Here is a 22,714-nt window from a genome sequence, read left to right on the forward strand (position 1 = left end):
GTCGGCGCATGCGACTCCCCCCGGTGCGGTGGAGCACGTACGGTGAGGGCATGACGAGCGCGAGCGGCGGTGCTGACATGGTCGACTGGAATCTCGCGGTCGCGACTGCGACCAGGCTGGTCCGGCCGGGCCCGGAGGTGACCCGGGCACAGGCGGCCGAGGTGGTCGCCGAGTTGCGCCGGCACGCGCTGGAGGCCGAGGAGCACGTCCGGGAGTTCACCGGGATGCGCTCCAGCAGCCTGGCGGCGGCGACCGCGACCCCGGTGCTGATCGTGGACCGGCCGGGCTGGGTGCGGGCGAACGTGGCGGGCTTCCGCACGATCGTCCAGCCGCTGGTGGAGAAGCTGCAGGCGCGCCGGTCGTCCTCCGCCGCCGCGGGCGTGTTCGGCACGGTGGGGGAGAAGGCCACCGGCATCGAGGTGGGCGCGCTGCTGGCGTTCCTGTCCGCCAAGGTGCTCGGGCAGTACGAGACCTTCGCGCCGGCCGAGTCCTCGGTGGAGACCCCGGACAGCCCGGCGGCGCTCTTCGACAAGCCCCGGCTCGGCCCGGCCGGCCCGGGCCCGGGCCGGCTGCTGCTGGTGGCGCCGAACATCGTCCAGGTGGAGCGCGAGCTGGAGGTGAACCCGGCCGACTTCCGGCTCTGGGTCTGCCTGCACGAGGAGACCCACCGGACCCAGTTCACCGCGGTGCCCTGGCTGCGCGACCACATCCAGTCCGAGGTGCAGTCCTTCCTCGCCGAGACCGACGTCGACCCGGGGGCCCTGCTGGAGCGGGTGCGGGAGGCGGCCGGCTCGGTCGGCGGCGGTCTGACCGGCCTCGGCACCCGCGGCGACGGCTCCCCGCCGGCGGGGCTGCTGGAGGTCGTCCAGTCGCCGGCCCAGCGCGAGATCCTCGGCCGACTGACGGCCGTGATGTCGCTGCTGGAGGGCCATGCCGACGTGGTGATGGACGGCGTCGGCCCGGCGGTGGTGCCGAGCGTGGCGGAGATCCGCGAGAAGTTCCAGCAGCGCCGGGACCGCGGGGCCAACCGGCTCGACCTGGTGCTGCGCCGGCTGCTGGGGATGGACGCCAAGCTGCGCCAGTACCAGGACGGCGCGGTGTTCGTGCGCGGGGTGGTGGACCGGATCGGGATGGACGGCTTCAACCGGGTCTGGACCTCGCCGAACACGCTCCCCACCAAGGAGGAGATCCACAACCCGGCGGCCTGGGTGGCCCGGGTCGGCCGCTGACCCGGCGCCGCCCCGCCCCGGCCGGACGCGCTCGCACGAGTGGTCCAATCGTGCAGACGGCGGGTGGAGATACGTTTCTTCATTCACCCGTACGTGGGACGGTGGTCGTACTGGTGGCGCGGGTGGCGTAGCCGGCGGCTCATTTCTGCCACCATCTGTGAGCGCCCGGTAACAAGGCGCTCACAGTCGCGCGGTTCCCCGCCGCGTCCCGTCGCCGTCTGTCCCCTCCGCCAAGGAGTGCTCCGCCGTGGGCCCACACCCCGCCGTCGCCGCGATACGCCTGGCCGTACGCCGCACGCTCGCCGACCTCGCCACCGAGGCCGGAACCACCTTCACCGCGCCCGCCCGCGCCCCGCACGGCCGCCCGGGCGGCGCCGCCCTGGTGAACGCCGGCGCGAACGCCGGTGCCGCCACCACGCTGATCGGCAACGCCCACCGTCATCCGTCCGGGCTGCCCCGCACGCCCGCCGCCCCCGGCTCCCCGCTGGTGCTGGTCGCGGTCAGCGGTGGCGCGGACTCCATGGCGCTGGCCACCGCCACCGCCTTCGAGGCCCCCAAGCTCGGCCTGCGGGTCGGCGCCGTCACGGTCGACCACGGCCTGCAGGCCGGCTCGGCCGAGCGGGCCGCCCAGGTCGCCGAGCGGCTCCGCTCGCTCGGCCTGGACCCGGTCGAGGCGGTGCCCGTCCGGGTCGGCCGCCAGGGCGGACCGGAGGCCGCCGCCCGGGACGCCCGCTACGCGGCGCTCGACGAGGCCGCCGAACGCCACCAGGCCCTCGCCGTCCTGCTCGGCCACACCCGCGACGACCAGGCCGAGACCGTCCTGCTCGGCCTCGCCCGGGGTTCCGGCTCCCGCTCGCTGGCGGGCATGCCCGCCCACAAGGGCCGCTACCGCCGGCCGCTGCTCGAACTCGACCGGGCCGCGACCCGGCAGGCCTGCACCGCCCAGGCCATCCCGGTCTGGGACGACCCGCACAACTGTGACCCTGCCTACACCCGCTCCCGGGTCCGCCACGAGGTGCTCCCGGTGCTGGAGAAGCACCTCGGCGGCGGGGTGGTCGAGGCGCTCGCCCGGACGGCCCGGCTGTTCCGCGACGACGCCGACGCGCTCGACCAGTGGGCGGCCCTCGCCGAGCGCGACCTCCGTACGGGCGAAGGCGCGCTGGACGTCCCGAAGCTCGCCGAACTGCCCCCGGCGGTCCGCCGCCGGGTGCTCCGCCGGGCCGCGCTGCGGGCGGGCTGCCCCGCCGGCGACCTGTTCGCCCGGCACCTCGAAACGGTCGACCTGCTGGTCACCGGCTGGCGCGGCCAGGGGCCCCTGCACCTACCCGGGGGCGTCGAGGCCACCCGCAGGTGTGGCACGCTGGTCTTCCGGCGACAGGGCGACTGACGGGCAGGCATGGCCCCGGGGCAGCCTGGCCGCCGCCGACACAGACCCCCGAACGCTTGAGGACGTATCCCCGGTGGACGACAAGGACATGGGCGCCGACCTGGCGAAGGTGCTCATCAGCAAGGACGAGATCGACGCCAAGCTCCTGGAGCTGGCCGAGCGGATCGACCGGGACTACGCCGGACGTGATCTGCTGATCGTCGGCGTCCTCAAGGGTGCGGTGATGGTCATGGCCGACCTCGCCCGCGCGCTGCACTCGCAGGTGACGATGGACTGGATGGCCGTCTCCTCGTACGGGATGGGCACCAAGTCCTCCGGCGTGGTGCGTATCCTCAAGGACCTCGACACCGACATCGCCGGCCGGGACGTCCTGATCGTCGAGGACATCATCGACTCCGGCCTGACGCTGTCCTGGCTGCTCGGCAACCTGGGCTCGCGCCGCCCGGCCTCCCTGGAGGTCTGCACGCTGCTGCGCAAGCCCGACGCGGCCAAGGTCGAGATCGACGTCAAGTACGTCGGCTTCGACATCCCCAACGAGTTCGTGGTCGGTTACGGCCTGGACTACGCGGAGAAGCTGCGCAACCTGCCGTTCATCGGCACCCTGGCCCCGCACGTCTACGGCGGCTGACACCCCGTTCGGACCACGGGCGGGAACAGTACGCCGTTCCCGCCCGTTGGGTCGGGGGACAAGAAAACAGGTCGTACCGCCGTGCTCCCGCCTAGAGGGGGACGGACTGCGGTACGGTCCAATAAAACCGCTCTTCACATGAGCACAGACCCGGATGCGCCGGCGGCCAACGGCCGCACTGCGCCGTTGAGTGGCAGGAGGGACGGGGCGGCAACGCCCCGCATGGATGGACGTCAAGCGATACTTCCGTGCGCCGATCATGTGGATCGTGCTGGCCGTCCTCGCCGTCATTGTGCTGATGCAGGTCGTTTCGGACTCGAACGGCTACAAGACGGTGGACACCGGGCAGGTCGTCGCGGCGATCAATGCCGGCGAGGTCAAATCGGCGCAGATCACCACTGGTGATTCGAATACTGTCAAGATCCAGCTGAAGGACGGCGCGACGCTCCCGACTTCCGGGACGGGCAAGACGCCTTCGGGCAGCAAGTTCCAGGCCTCCTACATCGGGGACCAGGGCAAGGACATCGCGGCGCGGCTGCAGACGCAGATCGACGACAAGGATGCCAACACCCTGCCCGAGGGCTACACCATCAGCCCCGAGAAGCAGAGCACCTTCGTCAGCCTGCTGCTGTCGATGCTGCCGATCGTCATCATCGTGCTGGTCTTCCTCTTCCTGATGAACCAGATGCAGGGTGGCGGCTCGCGGGTCATGCAGTTCGGCAAGTCCAAGGCCAAGCTGCTGACCAAGGACACCCCCAAGACGACCTTCGCGGACGTCGCCGGTGCGGACGAGGCGGTGGAGGAGCTCCACGAGATCAAGGAGTTCCTGCAGGAGCCGGCCAAGTTCCAGGCGGTCGGGGCGAAGATCCCCAAGGGCGTGCTGCTCTACGGCCCGCCCGGGACCGGCAAGACCCTGCTCGCCCGCGCGGTCGCGGGTGAGGCCGGTGTGCCGTTCTACTCGATCTCCGGCTCCGACTTCGTCGAGATGTTCGTGGGTGTCGGCGCGAGCCGGGTCCGCGACCTCTTCGAGCAGGCCAAGGCGAACGCCCCGGCGATCGTCTTCGTCGACGAGATCGACGCCGTCGGCCGGCACCGCGGTGCGGGCCTCGGCGGCGGCCACGACGAGCGCGAGCAGACCCTCAACCAGCTGCTGGTCGAGATGGACGGCTTCGACGTCAAGGGCGGCGTCATCCTGATCGCGGCCACCAACCGCCCGGACATCCTGGACCCGGCGCTGCTGCGCCCGGGCCGCTTCGACCGGCAGATCGCGGTCGAGCGTCCGGACCTGCAGGGTCGCCTGGACATCCTCAAGGTGCACCAGAAGGGCAAGCCGGTCGCCCCGGACGTCGACCTCAGGGCCGTCGCCAAGCGCACCCCCGGCTTCACCGGTGCCGACCTGGCGAACGTGCTCAACGAGGCAGCGCTGCTGACGGCCCGCTCCGACAAGAAGCTGGTCGACAACTTCACCCTCGACGAGGCGATCGACCGGGTCGTGGCCGGTCCGCAGAAGCGGACCCGGATCATGTCCGAGAAGGAGAAGAAGATCACCGCGTACCACGAGGGCGGTCACGCCCTGGTCGCGGCGGCCTCCCCCAACGCGGACCCGGTCCACAAGATCACCATCCTGTCCCGCGGGCGGGCTCTCGGCTACACCATGGTGCTGCCGGACGAGGACAAGTACTCCACCACCCGCAACGAGATGCTCGACCAGCTCGCGTACATGCTGGGCGGGCGCGCGGCGGAGGAGCTGGTCTTCCACGACCCGACCACCGGCGCCTCGAACGACATCGAGAAGGCCACGGCCACCGCCCGCGCGATGGTCACGCAGTACGGCATGACCGAGCGGCTGGGTGCGATCAAGTTCGGCTCCAGCGACTCGGAGCCGTTCCTGGGCCGCGAGATGGGCCACCAGCGCGACTACTCGGAAGAGGTCGCCGGGCTGGTCGACGAAGAGGTCAAGAAGCTCATCGAGAACGCGCACAACGAGGCCTGGGAGATCCTGGTCGAGAACCGCGACGTGCTCGACAACCTGGTCCTGGAGCTCCTGGAGAAGGAGACCCTCAACAAGGAGCAGATCGCCGAGATCTTCGCGCCGATCGTCAAGCGCCCGGCCCGGCCGGCCTGGACGGGCTCGTCCCGTCGCACGCCGTCCACCCGCCCGCCGGTGCAGTCCCCGAAGGAGCTGGCGCTCACCAACGGCGCCGCCGCCCTGACGGAGGCCGCTCCGGTGGTGGACACCGTGAAGGTCCCGCCGGTTCCCGGTGAGGCCCCCGCGGAGGGCTGAGCCCGCACAGCAGGACGGAATGGATGCCGCGTCGCCGGGGTTTGTACCCTGGAGGCGCGGCATCCGTCGTACCCGGCCCTGCCGCCGGCACCGCCCCACCCATCCGCCATCCACGAACGAGCGAGGCCTGCATGATCGACCCGGTCACCTTCGACGGTCCGTCCAACGTCGGGGTCTTCGACCAGAAGCGGGCCGAGAACGCCGTCCGGGAGCTCCTGCTGGCCGTGGGGGAGGACCCGGACCGCGAGGGCCTGCTGGAGACCCCGGCCCGGGTGGCCCGCGCCTACAAGGAGATATTCGCCGGGCTCTGGCAGGAGCCGGAGGACGTCCTCACCACCACCTTCGACCTGGGCCACGACGAGATGGTGCTGGTCAAGGACATCGAGCTGACCTCGGTCTGCGAGCACCACCTGGTGCCGTTCCGCGGCGTCGCGCACGTCGGGTACATCCCGTCGGCCAGCGGCAAGATCACCGGTCTCTCCAAGCTGGCCCGGCTGGTGGACGTCTACGCCCGCCGCCCGCAGGTGCAGGAGCGGCTCACCAGCCAGGTCGCCGACGCGCTGATGCGGATCCTGGAGCCGCGCGGGGCGATCGTCGTCGTCGAGTGCGAGCACATGTGCATGTCGATGCGCGGCATCCGCAAGCCCGGCGCCAAGACGATCACGTCCTGCGTGCGCGGCCAGCTGCGCGACCCGGCGACCCGCGCCGAGGCGATGAGCCTGATCATCGGCCGCTGACGGCGGCCGCGGCCACCGGCCGGCCACCGGCGCTCCGGCTCGCGCCGGGCCGGTGGCCGGCCGGGGTCGTTCAGCGCGGCAGCTCGGCGTGCGGCGGGGCCGGGGTCCCGAGCGCGTTGCGGCGGGCGGGCATCCGCAGCCGCACCATCCGCCGCCATCCGACGGTGGCCTCGTACAGGTACAGCCCGTAGAGGCCGGCGGCCAGCAGCACCCGCCGGGGGAGCGGCCAGCCGAGGATCCGGCCCATCGCGGCCATCACGGTGAGGCCGACGTCCCGGTGGGTGCGGATCTCGCCCTTGGCGATGTGCTCCAGGGTGTGCCGGATGTACGGGCCGTGCCCGGCGGCGGCCAGCCGGAGCAGCTCCTCGTGGCAGTACGCGAGGTGGTTGTCCTCGTCCGCGGAGATCATCTGCATCGCCCGGCCCAGGTCGGGGTTGTCCTGATAGGCCTTCATCAGCTGGCGCATCTGCTCCGAGGCGCGCTGCTCGGTGACCCGGCTGTGCGCCAGGTAGGTGATGATCTCCCGCTCGGCCAGCGGCACGTCGGACTTCAGCCGCTCGTGGGCCAGGCCGATGCCCTGGCGCTCCAGCAGCATGCAGTAGTCGGCCTTCGGCGGCACCGCCACCTTGTCGAGCCCGCGCTTGTGCAGCAGCTGGGTGAAGATCCGGCCGTGCTTGCGCTCGTCGGCGCCGTGCCGGGCGATCTTGGGGGCCAGTACCGGATCCTGCGCCAGCGAGTGGATCCGCTCGTTCTCCCAGCCGCCCTGGTCCTCACCCCCGGCAGCGATGCTGCAGAACAGCTGGTACGCCTCGTCGTTGAGGTAGATCTCGTTGAAGAGAGATCGGGTGGTCAGCACAATGCCTCCTGTACGGGCCCGACGTACGTCCGGCGGACGGTCCTGATGCGTTCCCCCGGCGGGGCCGGCGGCTGCGGCGGGCCGGGCGGGATTCACCCGGTCGCGTGAAGTCCGGCGGCGGGCGGGCCCGGCGGGTTGCGGGGCCCCGGGTGGGGTTGCGGGCGGGGGTCCGGCCGGCTCACTGCCGGGGCTCACGGTCCTGCGGGGTCGCGAGGTGGTCGCTCATCCACTCCAGCGAGGCCGGCAGCTCGCGCCGCCAGCTGTCGAAGTTGTGGCCGCCGTCGTCGAGGAAGAGCGAGTCGACCTTCAGTTCGGGGTGGGCGGCCGAGGCCTGCTGGGCGACCCCGAGGAAGGCCTGGGTGGCGGCGTAGTCCTCCTCCTTGCGGGTGCTCACCAGCAGCAGGGAGATGTCCGGGACGGGCAGGTTGTTCAGCCGCCAGGTGAGGTCGCTGTGGTTGAGCAGGGTGCGGTCGCCGCCGAACAGGTTGCCCCCGGTGGAGTAGTCCTCGGGCACCGCGAAGTCGGCGTGCAGCCCGGCGGCGCTGCCGAACACGTCGGGGTAGCGCATGGTCAGCCGCAGCGCGCAGCCGCCGCCGGTGGAGTAGCCGAAGATGCCCCAGGAGGGGGCCTCCCGGCCGAGGCGGTAGGTGGCGCGCAGCGCGGCGGGCACGTCCTTGGCGAACCAGGTCTCGGTCTGCGGCCCGTTCGGCACGTTGACGCACTCGGTGTTGCGGGGCTCCGCGACGGTCGGCCGGGCCATCACGATCACGGTGGGCACCATCTGCCCGGTGCGCTGGAGCTCCCAGGCGGTCTGCGGCAGGCGCAGCTCGGAGAGCAGGTGGAGCGCGGTGCCGGGGTAGCCGGCCAGGGCGACCAGGACGGGGAAGCGCATCCGGGAGTACTTCGGGTTGAAGTACTCGGGCGGCAGGTAGATGAACATCTGGTCGGACAGACCGGACTCCTTGCCCGTCACCCGGATCGACTCGACCTTCCCGACCTCCTCCGGCGTCCCCTTCGGGAGGTCGGCGACGGTCTCCAGGCCTCCCTCGGCGGTCGGTGCCACCAGGGCCTCGGTGGCCGGGGCGGCGCTCTTGGGATGCCCGGCCGAGGTCAGCGAGAGGGCCGCCCCGCCCGGGTGGAGCAGGCCGTCCCAGGAGGTGTAGAAGCCGAACGAGTTGTTCACCGACACCGCCAGCACCGCCAGCACCGTGACCTGAGTGACGGTCAGCAGGGCGATCCGGCCCAGCATCGGGAGCGGGCGCTGGCGGGCCAGCCGGGGCCAGAGCCAGAGGGTCAGGAGCAGCGACAGGGAGCCCGCCGCGAGCAGCGTGTTCACCAGTGCATCGCTGGTCAGTTCCATCCCGTCGCCTTCCGGTGGATCACTGTCGGTTCAGGATTCATCGTGTGACAGAGCGTCAGATCGGGCCATCGGGGCTAGGCTGACCGGGCAGCGGGTCGCGGTGCGAAGACGGTCGCGGCGGCTGCAACCGACGCCCTGCAACGCGGCGCCCACCGTACGTACCGCGTGCGCGCGCAGCCCTGAGCGCCGCGCGGCGCCAGGGGCAGTCCCCACCCATGGCCCAACCGACGCGCGGGAGCGGATGCGGGCTTTACCTCCCGTTTTCCGTGATTTGGTGCGCGCATTGTGTGATTGAGGAAATGACATGAAGGTCCATCACAAGTCCCCCTCCCGGGGGATCGGACAGCGCCCCGCAGCCTCTACGCTGAGCACCCATGAGCGTTCCCGTGTCCGTTGAGCCGCCGTCGCCCCCGCCGCCCCGCCGCAGCGGCTTCCAGACGCTTCGTACCCAAGCGGCCTCCGTGCCGCGGGCCTGGCTGCCCGGTGCGGTCGGGTACGCCTGCCTGCTGATCGGCCTGCTCGACGTCGCGAGCGCGGTGTTCCCCAAGCTCCGCCGGACCCGGATGCACTCCTTCGCCGGCCAGCTGCCCGGCGGGACGACCACCCTCGCCGCCGTCGGCACCCTGATGGTCGGCCTGCTGCTGGTGCTGCTCGCGCACGCCCTGCGCCGGCGCAAGAAGCGCGCCTGGCGGGCCGTCTGCGTCCTGCTGCCGATCGGCGCCGGCCTGCACATCCTGCGCTGGCACCAGATCGGCCCCGCGGTCGTCTCGCTGGTGCTGCTCGCGGTGATGCTGGTGCACCGCGGCGAGTTCTACGCCAAGGCCGACCCGCGCACCCGCTGGCGGGCCGTCGCCAACCTGATCGTGATGGGCACCGTCAGCGTGCTCCTCGGCCTGCTGATTGTCAGCGTCCGCTGGAAGGCCGAGATCCACGACCCGAGCATGCTGGACCGCCTCCAGCACGTGGTCTACGGGCTGTTCGGGTTCGAAGGGCCGATCGACTACAACTCCGACCGGATCTCCGACCTGGTCGCCTACCTGCTCGGCGCGCTCGGACTGCTGACCGCCGGCACCACCACGTACCTCGCGCTGCGCCCGGAGAAGCCCGAGCCGGAGCTGACCGCCGAGGACGAGGAGAAGGTCCGGGCGCTGCTGGCCCGGCACGGCGAGCGGGACTCGCTCGGCTACTTCGCCCTGCGCCGGGACAAGAGCGTGCTCTTCTCGCCGACCGGCAAGGCCGCCATCTCCTACCGGGTGGTCTCCGGCGTGATGCTCGCCTCCGGCGACCCGGTCGGCGACGTCGAGGCCTGGCCCGGTGCGATCAAGGTCTTCATGGCGGAGGCCCGCGAGCACGCCTGGGTCCCGGCCGTGATGGGCTGCAGCGAGACCGGCGGCGAGGTCTGGACCCGCGAGGCGGGCCTGGACGCCCTGGAGCTCGGCGACGAGGCGATCGTGGACGCCACCACCTTCTCGCTCGCCGGGCGCGCCATGCGCAACGTCCGCCAGATGGTGAAGCGGATCGAGCGCAACGGGTACTCCTGCAAGGTCCGCCGGGTCTCCGAACTCGACCCGGAGGAGAAGTTCCGGATCGCCGAGGCCGCCGCCCGCTGGCGCGGCACCGACACCGAGCGCGGTTTCTCGATGGCCCTCGGCCGTTTCGGCGACCCGGGCGACGAGGACTGCGTGGTCGTCACCGCCCACAAGGCACCCGAGGAGGACGGCTTCCCGGCCGAACCCGGGGACGACCTGAAGGCCGTCCTGCACTTCGTCCCGTGGGGGCCGGACGGCATCTCGCTGGAGCTGATGCGCCGCGACCGGGCCGCCGACCCCGGGCTCAACGAGCTGCTGATCGTGGCCGCCCTGCAGGCCGTCCCCGCCATGGGGGTGCGCCGGGTCTCGCTGAACTTCGCGATGTTCCGCTCCGCGCTGGCCCGCGGCGAGCGGATCGGGGCCGGCCCGGTGCTCCGTGCCTGGCGCGGACTGCTGGTCTTCTCCTCGCGCTGGTTCCAGATCGAGTCGCTGTACAAGTTCAACGCCAAGTTCCAGCCCGCCTGGGAGCCGCGCTTCCTGGTCTACCCGCAGACCAGGGACCTGCCCCGGATCGGCTTCGCCGCGATGCAGGCCGAGGCCTTCATCACCCTCGGCATGCCGAAGTTCGGCCGCAAGCGCCAGCGCCAGGGCCTGATGCCCGCCCCGGCCCGCCCGGAGGTCACCGAGGCGGCCTGAACCGGGGCGGCCCGAGCAGGCACGCGCGAGCCCCCGGGCTCCTCCCGACCGGTGGTCGGGAGGAGCCCGGCTCGATAATGGGGGCATGGACAACCCGCGCTACCGCTCCCTGCCGGCCGGCCTCCCGGACCTCGACCGCTGCGCCGTGATGGGCGTGGTCAACGTGACCCCCGACTCCTTCTCGGACGGCGGCCTGTGGCACGACCCGGCGCGCGCCATCGCCCACGGGCTCGCGCTGCGCGCCAGGGGCGCGGACCTGATCGACGTCGGCGGCGAGTCCACCCGGCCGGGTGCCCGGCGGGTGACCGAGAAGGAGGAGCTGGAGCGGGTCCTGCCGGTGGTCCGGGAGCTCGCCGAGGCGGGTGTGGTCGTCAGCATCGACACCATGCGGGCGAGCGTGGCCGAACAGGCGGTCGCGGCCGGCGCCCGGCTGGTCAACGACGTCTCCGGCGGCCTCGCCGACCCGGCGATGGCCGAGGTGGTCGCCGCCACCGGCGCGCCCTTCGTGGTGATGCACTGGCGCGGTCAGTCCGCCGACATGGAGAGCCTCGCGGTCTACGGGGACGTGGTCACCGACGTCGTCGCCGAGCTGACCCGGCGGATGGAGGCCCTGCTGGCGGCCGGTGTCCAGGAGCGGCAGCTGATCCTGGACCCGGGCCTCGGCTTCGCCAAGACCACCGAGCACAACTGGGCCCTGCTCGGCCGGCTGGACGCGCTCACCGCCCTGGGCAGGCCGGTGCTGGTGGCCGCTTCGCGCAAGCGGTTCCTGGGTACGCTGCTGGCCAACCCGGAAACCGGGGAGCTGCGCCCGGCCCGGGAGCGCGACGACGCGACCGCCGCGGTGTCGGTACTGTCGGCCGGGGCCGGCGCCTGGGCGGTGCGGGTGCACGACGTGGCCGGGACGGCGGACGCCGTCCGGGTGGTCGCGGCCTGGCAGCGCGCGGCCCGGCAGGGGTGAGGGCCGGCATGAATGGGAGGGTCTGTGGCAGGTGACGGCAGGTTGAGCGGCGGAACACCGGACCAGCAGGCGGCGGAGGCCGACCGGGACGCGGTCCTGGCGGCGAACCAGGCGCTGTACGAGGCGCTGGAGACCGGCGACCTGGAGGCGGTCGAGCAGGCCTGGCTCGGGGCCGGGGAGGCCGACGACAAGGGCGGCGTGGTGTGCGTGCACCCCGGCTGGCCGGTCCTGCGCGGACGGGCCCAGGTCACCCGGTCCTACATGCTGATCATGATGAACACCGAGTACATCCAGTTCTTCCTGACCGATGTCGAGGCCGAGGTGCAGGGCGATGTGGCCCTTGTCACCTGCACCGAGAACATCCTCTCCGGCGGCGAGGCCGAGGAGGAGGGCGAGCTGGGCCCGCTGGTCGGGGGCAAGGTCGTCTCCACCAACCTCTTCCGGCGCACCGCCGACGGCTGGAAGCTCTGGTCCCACCACGGTTCACCCGTGCTGACCAGCGGCGACGACGAGGACGAGGACTGATCCCGGGGGGCCGCGCGGTTGTGCCCCGGGAATCCCCGGACCGGCACCGAACGTTCACGTCAATCGCCACAGTGGCGTGCGTGACGCCGTGCCGTGCCGGGTAGGACGGTCTGGCGTTGTCCGTGCTCGCAGGTAGATTCGAAGACCGGCGGGCGACGATGCCCGCCTTCGCCCTGCCCCGGCAGGGCGGCCCGTCCGACTGGGAGCAGTGATTCGTTTGCTGGACCGCGTCACCCTGCGGGGTCTGCGTGCCCGGGGCCACCACGGCGTCTTCGAGCGTGAGCGCGTCGAGGGCCAGACCTTCGTGGTCGACCTCGTGCTGTTCCTGGACACCCGTCCGGCCGCGTCCGGCGACGACCTCACCCGCACGGCCCACTACGGCGTCATCGCCGAAGAGGTCACCGCGGTCATCGCGGGTGAGCCCGTCGACCTGATCGAGACGCTCGCCCAGCGCATCGCCGACCAGTGCCTCAAGCACGATCCGGTCGAGGAGGTCGAGGTGACGGTGCACAAGCCCGACGCCCCGATCACCGTGCCGTTCGACGACGTCACCGTCACCATCCACCGGGGCCGCGCATGACCTGCGCGCCTAGTCCCGCCGCCCAGCCGCAGAGGGAATCCGATGAGCACCAGTGACCCGACCGCCTCGCCGACCACGTTCGACCTGGAGCGCAGGGTCGACTCGGCGGACACCACCCTGCACAACCCGCGCTACGCCGTGATCGCCCTCGGCAGCAACCTCGGCAACCGGCTGGAGACCCTCCAGGGGGCCGTGGACGCGCTCGCCGACACCCCCGGGCTGCGCATCAAGGCCGTCTCCGCCGTCTACGAGACGGAGGCCCTCGGCGGCCCCGAGGAGCAGCCCAACTACTACAACGCGGTGGTCGTGCTGCGCACCACCCTGCCGCCGCACTCCCTGCTGGAGCGGGGCAACGCGGTCGAGGACGCCTTCGGCCGGGTCCGTACCGTCCGCTGGGGCCCGCGCACCCTGGACGTCGACATCCTCGCCTACGAGGGCGTCACCAGCGACGACCCGGAGCTGCTGCTGCCGCACCCGCGCTCGCACGAGCGGGCCTTCGTGCTCGCCCCGTGGCTGGACGCCGACCCCAAGGCGGAGCTGCCGGGCCTCGGCCTGGTCGCCGACCTGCTGGACGACCTCGGCGGGGAGGACGCCCAGGGCGTCCGCCGGCGCGACGACATCAACCTGCGGCTGCCCGAGTAGGACACCGCCGTCCGGCCGCGGCGGGCGGGCGCCCGCCCCGCGCCGGACCGGGGGCGCCCGGACGGCGGGCTTCGGCCCGGCAGGAACTAGCGGGGGCTCCCGGCCGTACGAGTAGGTGTCCGCACGGCCGGGCCCGATACGGTGGCCTGGCGCCGCCGCCGCGCCCCCCGGTGCGGCCGCCCCTCTCTCCGGCATCCGGGAAGGACCTCGTCCGCGTGAAGCTGCTCCGCATCCGTCTGCTGGTCGCCATCACCGCCGTCACGACGGCGCTGTCCTGGGCCGGTGCCAGGTTGTGGGCCTCGTTGGACACCCTGCCCGGCGTGCCCGCGGCGGCGCCCCTCGTCCTGGCGGCGGTCGCGGTGGTGCTGCTGGCCACCGCCCTCTCGCTGCGCTCCCGGCTGAAGGCGGCCCGCGAGCGGCAGCCCGGCGCCAAGGGCGTCGACCCGCTGGGCGCCGCCCGGGCCCTGGTCCTGGGGCAGGCGAGCGCGCTGGTCTCGGCCGTGGTGACGGGGATCTACGCCGGGATGGGCATCGAGCTGCTGACCGAGCTGGACGTCGCCGCCCGCCGGGGCCAGGCCGTCACGGCCGGCTTCGCGGTGCTCGCCGGGGTGGCCGTGATGGCGGCCGCGCTCTGGCTGCAGCACATCTGCAAGCTGCCCGAGGACCACGACGACCCGACCGCCCGGGCGGCCCAGCCACGCTGACGGGCGCCCCGCGCGCCGTCCTCGGGTCCCTCCCGCCGGCGCACCTTCGCGCTGCTCCGCCGCCGTCCCGCCCACCGTCCAGCCCGCTGTCCGGGCGGCCCGGGCGGCGACGCAGGAGAGGCCCGTGCCACCGTTAACGGCACCCTGGGCTGACACGGCCCCAATTCGCACGCTAGTTTCTTGGCATGTCTCGCGGACGTCATCGTCATTCCTCCGTCCTCGGCCGGGCCGTTCCCCCCACCGCCGCCGCCGTTCTCGTCGTGGCCGCCGTGACCGCACTGGTATTCAGTCAGGACCCGCTCCTGGTCAGGTCGGTGGGCGTGGCGGCCGTGCTGGCCGCACTGGGGATCGCGCTCCTGCTGCGCCAGCGCGACCGCGCGGCCCGGGCCGCCGCCGACGTGGCCGCCGCCCAAAGACTGCGGGCGGAGGAGCGGTTCGAGGAACAACTCGCCGAGACCGAGTACGCGGCCGAGGTCGCCGAGGAGCGGGCCACCCGCTTCGGGCGCCGGCTGACGGCGGAGAAGTCCCGGCTGGCGAAGGCCGAGACCGAGATCGCCCGGCTGCTGCGCGAGCGCGCCGTGGCCGTCGCCGAGCAGGCCCTCAAGGAGGCCGAGGCGACCCAGCGGGCGCTCGCCGCGGCTCGCCCCAAGTACCCGGCCAGCCCGGCCGCCTACGTCCGCGCGGCGTCCGTCCTGCGGCACCTGGAGCGCCGGGCGGCGGCCGCGGAGGCCCAGCGCGAGCGCGCGGAGCGGGCCCGGCCCGTCCTGCGGGCGCGCAGCCTGCCTGCCGCGCCCGCGCCCACGCCGGCGGTGCCCGCCCCCTCGCTGGCCCGCACGGTCGCCGCCGCGGCGGCCGCCGCGGCCCCGGCGCCCGCGCCGGTGGTGCCCGCGCAGCCCGTCCCCGGGGCCGCTGTGCCCGCCGTGCAGCCCGAGCGGGGCCCGGTGGAGGCCCCGGCCGCAGCGGCCGCCGAGCGGCCCGCCACGGGCGCCCGGGCGGTCGGCGCGGCGCCGGTCCGTCCGGTGCTCACCGCCACCGTGGAGCAGTTGGGCGGTGCCCCGGCCACCGCGGTCGTCCGCGCCGAGCGCCAGCGGCCGCGCACCCCGCAGGCCGGGGCCGGCCGGGGCCAGAACTTCAGCTTCTTCGGCCGCGGCGGCGCCGCCGTCCGCGCGGCCGCCCCGGCACCGGCCGTGGGCAGCGTCTCGGAACTGGGCGACCGGACCGACCTGGCGGACGTGCTGGGCGACGAGGCGATCGCCGCGGGCGCCGGCTTCGGTACCCGGCCGGCGGCCGGCGACGGCCCGGCCGACGGGACGGCCGTCGACGCCGCCGCGACCGCCGGGGCGGCGGCCGGCCCGGAGCCGGTCCCGGGGACGGCCGGGCCCGGGGTGGTCGACCTGTCGGCCGAGGACGAGACGGAGTACATCGAGCTGCCCGAGCTGCGCGCCAGTCGCTGAGCGCGGGACGCGAAGACGCCGGAGGCCCGGCCCCCTCGGGGGCCGGGCCTCCGGCGTCGTGGTCCGGGCTCGGTCAGAGCTGGACGCCGAAGTCCTGGGCGATCCCGGCCAGGCCGGAGGCGTAGCCCTGGCCGACGGCGCGGAACTTCCACTCGGCGCCGTTGCGGTAGAGCTCGCCGAAGATCATGGCGGTCTCGGTGGCCGCGTCCTCGGAGAGGTCGTAGCGGGCGATCTCGGCGCCGCCGGCCGCGTTGAGCACGCGGATGTAGGCGTTGCGGACCTGGCCGAAGCTCTGCGAGCGGGCCACCGCGTCGTAGATCGAGACCGGGAAGGTGATCTTCGCGGCCTCGGCGGGCAGGCCGGCGAGGTTGACGTTGATCGCCTCGTCGTCGCCGGCGCCCTCGCCGGTGCGGTTGTCACCGGTGTGCACCACGGTGCTGTCCGGGGTGCTGGTGTTGTTGAAGAACACGAAGTGGCTGTTGGACAGGACCTTGCCGTCCGCGTTCAGCACGATCGCGCTGGCGTCGAGGTCGAATTCCGCGCCGGTCGTGGTCCGGACGTCCCAGCCGAGGCCGACGGTGACCGCGGACAGGCCGGGGGCCTCCTTGGTCAGCGAGACGTTGCCACCCTTGGAGAGGCTCACTGGCATGGTGATTGCTGTCCCTTCGTTGCTTTGCCGGAGATAACGCGAGAGTAGCGGGGCTTGGTTCCGCAGCCGGGCTTCTAAATTCTTTTGGTCGAATGAAGTTTGAGCAATGGGCAGATCAATCACCGGTGTCCGATGCCGGTCGGGCCGCCCGGGCCCGGTTGGTCCGGGTGATTTCCTTCGTGTCCGGGCCGATCTCCTCAGATCCGTGGGAAGCGCCCCTGGACGGTCCAGATGTTCGGATTGTCGGCCAGTTCGGGGTGCATGTCGAAGAGGTCGGCGAGGGTGTCCTGCAGGAAATCCCTGGCCTCGCGCCGGAGCTCGGAGTGCCGCACCACCACCGGCGGTTCGTCGGGCAGCCAGGTCGCGCCGACCTCCACCCAGTTGAAGCGGCGGGCGAACCGGAGCAGCTCGGTGTTCTGGGTGAAGTCCAGGTCGGCGGTCTGCACCCGGGCGGCCCGGTTGCCGTCGGGGTCGCGGTCCAGCTCCTCGGCGATGTCGCAGAGCGCCCAGGCGAAGTCGAGCACCGGCACCCATCCCCAGGCTGTGGACAACTCCCCGTCGTCGGCGTCGAGGAAGACGTCGCCGCAGAACAGGTCGTACCGCAGGGTGCGCACGGAGGCGTTGCGGTAGTCCGTCTGCGGGGGGTCGGGGAAGCGGTTGGACAGGGAGTAGCCGAGCTCGATCACGTACGCCATTGTCGGGGCTGCGGACGGCTGTGGATAACCGTCGGGCGCCGGCCCGGGCCCGGGGGCGTCCGGGGCCGGGCGGGGCCGTCCCGGGCCGGCCGGATAACCGGGTGACCCCGGGCCGCCGGGCGCGGGATGATGGGGCCATGCCTGAGCCCATCCGCGTACGGGGATCGGTGGTCGTCCCCGACGCCGAGCTCGTCTGGCGCTTCTCCCGTTCCTCCGGTCCCGGCGGACAGCACGTCAACACCTCGGACACCCAGGTCGAGCTGCGCTACGACCTGGCGGCCTCGGCGGCCCTGCCCGAGGTGTGGAAGCAGCGCGCCCTGGAGCGGCTCGCGAACCGGCTGGTGGACGGCCGGGTGCTGGTGGTGAAGGCCTCCGAGCACCGCTCGCAGTGGCGCAACCGGGAGGTCGCGGCCGCCCGGCTGGCCTCGCTGCTGGGCGAGGCCACCGCCCCGCCGCCGAAGACCCGGCGGGCGACCAGGCCCAGCAAGGGCATGGTCGAGCGGCGGCTGTTCAACAAGCGGCACCGCTCCGAGCTGAAGCAGGGACGGCGGCTGCAGCGCGGCGACTAGGCCGCGACGCTCGACGCCCCGGCCCGGCCCGGCCCCACGGCCCCGGCGCGAGGCCGGGACGCCCCGTACGGCGCCGTCGCCGCGCGGGCTCAGCCGAGCCGGCGGTAGCCGCCCCGGAAGTACAGCAGCGGGTTGCCGCCGGGGTCGGGCACGCGTGCCTCCAGGACCCGGCCGAGCAGCAGGGTGTGGTCGCCGGCGGCTATCCGCTGCTCGGTGCGGCACTCGACGGTGGCCAGCGCCCGGTCGATCAGCGGCGCGCCGCTGAGCGGGCCGCGCCGGTGCGGGGTGTCCGCGAACAGCAGCCGGTCGCTGAGCCGGCCCTTCATGGCGAAGCGCGAGCCGAGGGCCTTGTGCTCCTCGCCGAGCAGCGAGACGGCCCAGGTGTCGACCCGGGAGAGCACCTCGTCCATCCGGGAGTCCTCGCGGACCGAGATCAGCACGAGCGGCGGCTCCAGGGACACGGAGAGGAACGACGTCGCGGTCATGCCGACGTCCTCGCCGTTGGCCCCTTCCTCGGGGTCGTGGACGGTCACCAGCGTCACGCCGGCGGCGAGCTGGGACAGGGCGGCCCGGAACTCGTCGGGCGTCGCGAGGGGGGCAGCGGCGGGCTGCGGGGACGAGTACACGTACCGCACGGTAGCCGCCGGCCGGCCGGAGCGGCATCGGGCCCTGGTCGTAGGACCATCGGTCCGGGCCGGCCCGGGAGGCGGCGGATCGGGCCGGCCGAGGGGGTTCGTTCACCCCCAGGGGTGAACGGGAGGGCCTGCCGGCCGCCGGGAGGCTTCAGGGGCCGGGCCGGGTGACCGACCATCTGAAAGGTCGCGAAAGGTCGCGATGTGGCGATATGTCCGGTTATTGGACGGATGAACTGAATAAGGGTGCATAACTATCGTGTGATTTGGGTCACAAGTGGGCGCCTATTGCTGACCGAGAGTGCCGATCGTTGTGCTCCCTGTGATTCAGTTCTTCTGGCAATCGGACGATAACCAATCAAGAACTATCCGAAGCAGCCGGGGAGCCCCCGCATGGAAGCCGAGTCGGAGCCGTACGTCCGCCTGGCGACCCTCCGCACCTTGCACCGGGTCGTGGCGGACCTCAATGCTGCCCGCAGCCTGGCGGGCACCTTGCAGGCCGTGGTCGAGGGCGCGGTGCACGGGCTCGGCTTCGACGCGGCCGCGGTGAGCCTGGTGCGACCCGACGGCGATCTGGTGGTGGCGGCCGTCTGGGAGCTGGAGGAGAGCGCCCTGGGCGGTCCGGCCGTGCTGCTCGGCCAGGTCGGCTCCCGGGAGTCCTGGGACCGCCTGCTCGGCGTCAGCGACCACTGGGGCACCCTGCGCTTCCTGCCGCACGACCGGGGCTGGGCGGTCGGCAGCGACATCCCGCGCTGGACCGGCGACGGCCCGCTGCCCGTCTACACCAACGACTGGCACCCCAGTGACGGCCTGCTCGCCCCGATGTACAGCGCCGGCGGCGACCTCCTCGGCGTGCTGTCGGTCGACCGGCCGCGCAGCGGCAAGCGGCCCGGCGCCTGGACCCGCGAGGCCCTGGAGATGTTCTCCCTGCAGGCCTCCATCGCGATCGGCAACGCCCGCCTGCGGGCCGAGATGCAGCGCGCCCTGGCCCGGCTGGAGAAGGAGCAGCAGGCGCTGAGAGCCAGCGAGGAGAGCTTCCGGCAGGCCTTCGAGTACGCGCCCAGCGGCATGGCCATCACCGAGCTGCACGGCGCCGGCCGGGGCCAGCTGACCCGGGTCAACGACGCGCTCTGCCGCCTGCTCGGCCGCCCGCGCGCGGTGCTGCGCCAGCAGAGCTTCGCCGACCTGGTGCATCCCGAGGACCGCGGCCTGCTGGAGCGCACCAGCGCCGAGAGCGGCCGCGCCGAGCTGCGGCTGTCCCGGCGGGACGGCGGCTACCAGTGGGTCTGCCTGCGCAACTCGGTGGTCGCCGACGCGGCCGAGGGGCCGAGCTTCCTGCTGACCCACGTCGAGGACATCGAGGAGCGCAAGCGGCACGAGTTCCAGCTGGCCCACCGGGCCAGCCACGACGCGCTGACCGGCCTGCCCAACGGCGCGGAGCTGAAGGCCCGGCTCGGCCGGCGGCTGTGCGCCCAGCCCCAGGCGCCGGTGGGCGCGCCCCCGCACGGGGCGGTGGCCTACAGCGGCGCGGGCGCGATCGAGCCGGGGTACGCCGCGGTGGCGGGCGCCGCCTCGTACAGCGCGCACTCCGCCTTCGACGGCCTGGAGGGCCTCGGGGCCGGCCCCGCGCCGGCCCACGGCTACGGGCTGCCCGAGAGCCAGGGGCACCACGGCCACGGGGAGCACGCGGCCGGCCGGGCCGGCGGCCGCGGCGTGGCGCCGGACCACGCGCACGCGGTGGTGCCGGCCGACCAGGGCTCCTCGGGCGACCTGTGGAGCGGGGCGCTGCGGCCCGGCGCCGCGGCGGCGGGGGACAAGGGCCTCGCGGTGCTCTTCTGCGACCTGGACGGCTTCAAGTCGATCAACGACCGGTTCGGCCACAACGCGGGCGACGCGGTGCTGGTCGAGGTGGCCCGCCGGCTGCAGCAGGTCGTCCGGGAGGGTGACACGGTGGCCCGGCTGGGCGGCGACGAGTTCGTGGTGCTCGCCGACGGCATCGGGCGGGAGGAGGCCAAGGACCTCTCCAACCGGCTCCGCACGGCGATCATCCCGCCGATGCGGATCGACGGCCGGGCGATGCGGGTCGGGGTCAGCCTCGGGATCGGCTGGGCGGGCTGCGGGATGAGCATCGAAGAGGTGCTGCACACCGCCGACGAGCGGATGTACGACGAGAAGCGGGCCCGCGGCGGAGCCGTCCGGGGGGCCCGCGGTGAGCGCTCGCACCGCAGGGCGGGCTGAGCCCGGGGCGGACGCCCCGGGAGGGGGCGGCCGGGGCGGCGGCCGCCGCCCGCCCGAACGGGCCTTTTCCCCGGGTCACGCGGGGCAGGTAGGGTTCCCGGGTACGAGCGTCCAACTTTGCGCGTACGGCGTGCCTGCCGTGCGGGGCACTGCGATGGGGAGTTGACCACCGTGACGAGCGCCGGCAACAACGGAGTGCCCGAGGGCACCGACAGCGCTGCCCCGCAGGAGGACGACCCGTTCGGCTACCTCTACCGGCCGGCCGAGGGAGCCCCCGCCCAGCAGGGCCAGGGCCAGCAGCCGGGTGTCCCGCGCACCTCGTACAACCGGCCGGTCGAGGTCGGCCGCACCCAGTACGGCCAGCCCGGGTACCGGCCGCAGCCGCAGTCCCGCCAGCAGCCCGAGCCCGGCCCGCAGGACCGGTACCAGGGCGGCCGGCCGTCGCACGGCGAGCTCCCGACCCAGCAGAACCGGTACGCCGAGCGCTCCCGTCCGCAGCCGGGCGAGGAGCGGCCGAGCGGCGGGCGCAGCAAGGGCGCGGTGATCGGCGCGGTGGCCGTCGTGGCGGCGATCGCGATCGGCGCCGGCATCGCGCTGTCCTCGGGCGACCCCGGCGACACCAAGGCGAAGGGCGGGCAGACCAGCGCCCCGGAGTCCCCGACCGCCACCTCCTCCGGCTCGGCGAGCGCCTCGCCGACCGCCGCCGCGACCGTGGCCGGGCCGACCACCACGGACGCCTCGCAGCTCCAGGGCCAGAACGCCCCGCTGGCCAGCGCCGTGAAGGGCGCGAAGTCCGCGGACGGCGGCTACCTGACGCTGCAGCCGGGCTCCTCGGTGACCTGGAAGGGCGAGGTGCCGACGGCGGGCACCTACAAGTTCCTGGTGCGCTTCAACAACGCCGGCGCCGACCTCAAGGGGACGGTGAACGTCAACGGCAAGGACCGCGACGGCGGGCTGGACTTCAAGAACTACGCGCCGGGCAACGACGCGACGCAGTCCTGGTACAGCACGTACATCCTGCCGCAGCTGACGGCCGGGCCGAACACGATCACGGTGTCCGCCCCGGCCGGGGGCACTGTCCTGGTCGACCAGATCACGGTCTCCCCGAGCGGCTGAGCCGTGCTCAGCCGGTGCCGACCGCGGTGAAGCGGTCGGCACCGGAGACCCACGCGCCGCGGCGCATCACCGCGACCAGCTCGTAGCTCTCGGAGTCCAGCACGACGAGGTCGGCGCTCTTGCCGGTCTCCAGCGAGCCGATCGAGTCGGCGAGGCCGAGCAGGCGGGCGGGCACCGTGCAGAGCGACTCGACGGCCTGGTTCAGGCTGAGGCCGTTGAGGGTGACCGAGCGGCGGAAGGCGACGTCCAGGGTGAGGGTGGAGCCGGCGATGGAGCCGCCCTCGACCAGCCGGGCGACGCCGTCCTCGACGCGGACCTGCAGCGGGCCGAGCGGGTAGAGGCCGTCGCCCATGCCGGCCGCGCCCATGGCGTCGGTGATCAGCGCGACCCGGGAGGCGCCGGCGGTGCCGTAGGCGAGGTCCAGCACCGAGGGGTGCAGGTGGATGCCGTCGTTGATGAGCTCGACGGTGACCCGCTCGTCCTCCAGGAGGGCGACGATCGGGCCCGGCGCCCGGTGCTGGATGCCGGGCATCGCGTTGAACAGGTGGGTGGCGACGGTGGCGCCGGCCTCGATGGCTTCGAGGGTCTTGGCGTAGTCGGAGTCGGTGTGGCCGACGGCGGCGATCACGCCGAGGTCGGCCAGCATCCGGACGGAGTCGAGTCCGCCGGGCAGTTCCGGTGCCAGGGTGACCATCTTGGCGTGGCCGCGGGCGGCGTCGACCAGCTTGCGCACCAGCGCCGGGTCGGGGTCGCGGAGCAGGTCGGGGCGGTGGGCGCCGCACCGGTTGTGGGAGATGAAGGGGCCCTCGAAGTGGACGCCGGCGAGCACGCCGTCCTCCACCAGTTCGGAGAGCACCGCGGCCTGGCGGCAGACCTCGTCGATCTCGCCGGTGACGGTGCTCGCGACGGTGGTGGTGGTGCCGTGCGCCAGGTGCGTGCGGGCGGCGGTGAGCGCCTCCTCGGCGATCCCGGAGGCGTAGGAGCCGCCGCCGCCGCCGTGCACGTGCAGGTCGACGAAGCCGGGGACGACGGTGTGGCCCGTCAGGTCCAGGTCGCCCGGCTGCCGGTCGCCGCCGAAGGACGACAGGGTCGTCCCCTCGACGGTGAGCCGGCCGTCCTCGACGACGCCGCCTGGCAGGACCAGTCGGGCGCCGGCCAGTGCGGCACCCCGCGGCAGAGCCGCCGATTGATTCCGCGCGGCAGTCACGCGGTCACCTCCATTAGTCGGGACTTCAGATCCCTGTGT

General features: G+C 73.4%; 21 protein-coding genes. 15 read left to right on the forward strand and 6 right to left on the reverse strand.

What is annotated here, in order from left to right; all coding sequences use genetic code 11:
* Positions 1-50 precede the first annotated feature (50 nt).
* From J2S46_RS22940 to folE, 5 genes are all read left to right on the forward strand, one after another.
* Positions 51-1,229: an Rv3626c family coenzyme F420 biosynthesis-associated protein gene (locus J2S46_RS22940; RefSeq protein WP_191290579.1), complete on the forward strand. Its 1,179-nt coding sequence runs from the start codon at positions 51-53 to the stop codon at positions 1,227-1,229.
* A gap of 247 nt (positions 1,230-1,476) precedes the next feature.
* Positions 1,477-2,616 (forward strand): tRNA lysidine(34) synthetase TilS, encoded by a 1,140-nt coding sequence (gene tilS / locus J2S46_RS22945; protein ID WP_191290580.1) that lies wholly within the window; start codon positions 1,477-1,479, stop codon positions 2,614-2,616.
* A 73-nt stretch (positions 2,617-2,689) separates the two neighbouring features.
* Positions 2,690-3,244, forward strand: coding sequence for a hypoxanthine phosphoribosyltransferase (hpt, locus tag J2S46_RS22950; RefSeq protein ID WP_073926604.1), 555 nt, complete (start codon positions 2,690-2,692; stop codon positions 3,242-3,244).
* A 226-nt stretch (positions 3,245-3,470) separates the two neighbouring features.
* Positions 3,471-5,528 carry an ATP-dependent zinc metalloprotease FtsH gene (ftsH, locus tag J2S46_RS22955; RefSeq protein ID WP_190213830.1) on the forward strand — a complete coding sequence of 686 codons (2,058 nt, stop codon included), beginning with the start codon at positions 3,471-3,473 and terminating at the stop codon, positions 5,526-5,528.
* 131 nt (positions 5,529-5,659) lie between these two features.
* Positions 5,660-6,265, forward strand: coding sequence for a GTP cyclohydrolase I FolE (folE, locus tag J2S46_RS22960; RefSeq protein ID WP_073926602.1), 606 nt, complete (start codon positions 5,660-5,662; stop codon positions 6,263-6,265).
* Positions 6,266-6,335: 70 nt separating this feature from the next.
* Here folE and J2S46_RS22965 read toward each other — a convergent pair whose 3' ends face one another.
* Both J2S46_RS22965 and J2S46_RS22970 read right to left on the reverse strand, forming a co-directional pair.
* Positions 6,336-7,121 carry a ferritin-like domain-containing protein gene (locus J2S46_RS22965; RefSeq protein ID WP_191290581.1) on the reverse strand — a complete coding sequence of 262 codons (786 nt, stop codon included), beginning with the start codon at positions 7,119-7,121 and terminating at the stop codon, positions 6,336-6,338.
* 178 nt (positions 7,122-7,299) lie between these two features.
* Entirely contained in the window at positions 7,300-8,481 is a 1,182-nt protein-coding gene (locus J2S46_RS22970; protein WP_191290582.1) for an alpha/beta hydrolase, read from the reverse strand.
* Positions 8,482-8,855: 374 nt separating this feature from the next.
* On the opposite strand from J2S46_RS22970, the gene J2S46_RS22975 reads away from it, so the two are divergent.
* The 7 genes from J2S46_RS22975 (at position 8,856) to J2S46_RS23005 (ending at position 15,569) form a co-directional block, all read left to right on the forward strand.
* The gene (locus J2S46_RS22975; protein WP_191290583.1) at positions 8,856-10,706 is read left to right on the forward strand and encodes a phosphatidylglycerol lysyltransferase domain-containing protein; all 1,851 of its coding nucleotides are present in this window, start codon (positions 8,856-8,858) and stop codon (positions 10,704-10,706) included.
* A gap of 85 nt (positions 10,707-10,791) precedes the next feature.
* A complete protein-coding gene (gene folP, locus J2S46_RS22980) occupies positions 10,792-11,664 on the forward strand; it encodes a dihydropteroate synthase (RefSeq protein ID WP_191290584.1) in 873 nt (290 codons plus the stop codon).
* Between the two features lie 12 nt (positions 11,665-11,676).
* A complete protein-coding gene (locus tag J2S46_RS22985; protein WP_073926597.1) occupies positions 11,677-12,189 on the forward strand; it encodes a nuclear transport factor 2 family protein in 513 nt (170 codons plus the stop codon).
* A gap of 220 nt (positions 12,190-12,409) precedes the next feature.
* Positions 12,410-12,769, forward strand: a complete 360-nt coding sequence (folB, locus tag J2S46_RS22990) for a dihydroneopterin aldolase (RefSeq protein WP_073926649.1) — start codon at positions 12,410-12,412, stop codon at positions 12,767-12,769.
* 42 nt (positions 12,770-12,811) lie between these two features.
* On the forward strand, positions 12,812-13,411 hold the full coding sequence (gene folK / locus J2S46_RS22995; protein ID WP_191290585.1) for a 2-amino-4-hydroxy-6-hydroxymethyldihydropteridine diphosphokinase: 600 nt from the start codon (positions 12,812-12,814) through the stop codon (positions 13,409-13,411).
* 215 nt (positions 13,412-13,626) lie between these two features.
* Positions 13,627-14,115: a DUF3180 domain-containing protein gene (locus J2S46_RS23000; protein WP_191290586.1), complete on the forward strand. Its 489-nt coding sequence runs from the start codon at positions 13,627-13,629 to the stop codon at positions 14,113-14,115.
* Positions 14,116-14,384: 269 nt separating this feature from the next.
* On the forward strand, positions 14,385-15,569 hold the full coding sequence (locus J2S46_RS23005) for a hypothetical protein (RefSeq protein WP_191290587.1): 1,185 nt from the start codon (positions 14,385-14,387) through the stop codon (positions 15,567-15,569).
* 73 nt (positions 15,570-15,642) lie between these two features.
* On the opposite strand, the gene J2S46_RS23010 is transcribed toward J2S46_RS23005, so the two are convergent.
* Positions 15,643-16,218 carry a TerD family protein gene (locus tag J2S46_RS23010; RefSeq protein ID WP_073927450.1) on the reverse strand — a complete coding sequence of 192 codons (576 nt, stop codon included), beginning with the start codon at positions 16,216-16,218 and terminating at the stop codon, positions 15,643-15,645.
* A 197-nt stretch (positions 16,219-16,415) separates the two neighbouring features.
* Positions 16,416-16,913, reverse strand: coding sequence for a hypothetical protein (locus J2S46_RS23015; protein WP_190213821.1), 498 nt, complete (start codon positions 16,911-16,913; stop codon positions 16,416-16,418).
* A gap of 137 nt (positions 16,914-17,050) precedes the next feature.
* Between J2S46_RS23015 and arfB the strand changes: the two genes are divergently transcribed.
* Complete coding sequence (gene arfB / locus J2S46_RS23020) at positions 17,051-17,482, forward strand: alternative ribosome rescue aminoacyl-tRNA hydrolase ArfB (RefSeq protein WP_191290588.1); 432 nt, start codon at positions 17,051-17,053, stop codon at positions 17,480-17,482.
* 89 nt (positions 17,483-17,571) lie between these two features.
* On the opposite strand, the gene J2S46_RS23025 is transcribed toward arfB, so the two are convergent.
* Complete coding sequence (locus J2S46_RS23025; protein ID WP_229912808.1) at positions 17,572-18,108, reverse strand: flavin reductase family protein; 537 nt, start codon at positions 18,106-18,108, stop codon at positions 17,572-17,574.
* 399 nt (positions 18,109-18,507) lie between these two features.
* Here J2S46_RS23025 and J2S46_RS23030 point away from each other — a divergent pair, with 399 nt between their 5' ends.
* Positions 18,508-20,352, forward strand: coding sequence for a GGDEF domain-containing protein (locus tag J2S46_RS23030; RefSeq protein ID WP_191290590.1), 1,845 nt, complete (start codon positions 18,508-18,510; stop codon positions 20,350-20,352).
* A 162-nt stretch (positions 20,353-20,514) separates the two neighbouring features.
* A complete protein-coding gene (locus J2S46_RS23035; protein WP_191290591.1) occupies positions 20,515-21,468 on the forward strand; it encodes a carbohydrate-binding protein in 954 nt (317 codons plus the stop codon).
* Between the two features lie 7 nt (positions 21,469-21,475).
* Here J2S46_RS23035 and nagA read toward each other — a convergent pair whose 3' ends face one another.
* Entirely contained in the window at positions 21,476-22,675 is a 1,200-nt protein-coding gene (nagA, locus tag J2S46_RS23040) for an N-acetylglucosamine-6-phosphate deacetylase (protein WP_229912809.1), read from the reverse strand.
* Positions 22,676-22,714 lie beyond the last annotated feature (39 nt).

It is taken from the genome of Kitasatospora herbaricolor, from assembly GCF_030813695.1.
Lineage (GTDB): Bacteria > Actinomycetota > Actinomycetes > Streptomycetales > Streptomycetaceae > Kitasatospora > Kitasatospora herbaricolor.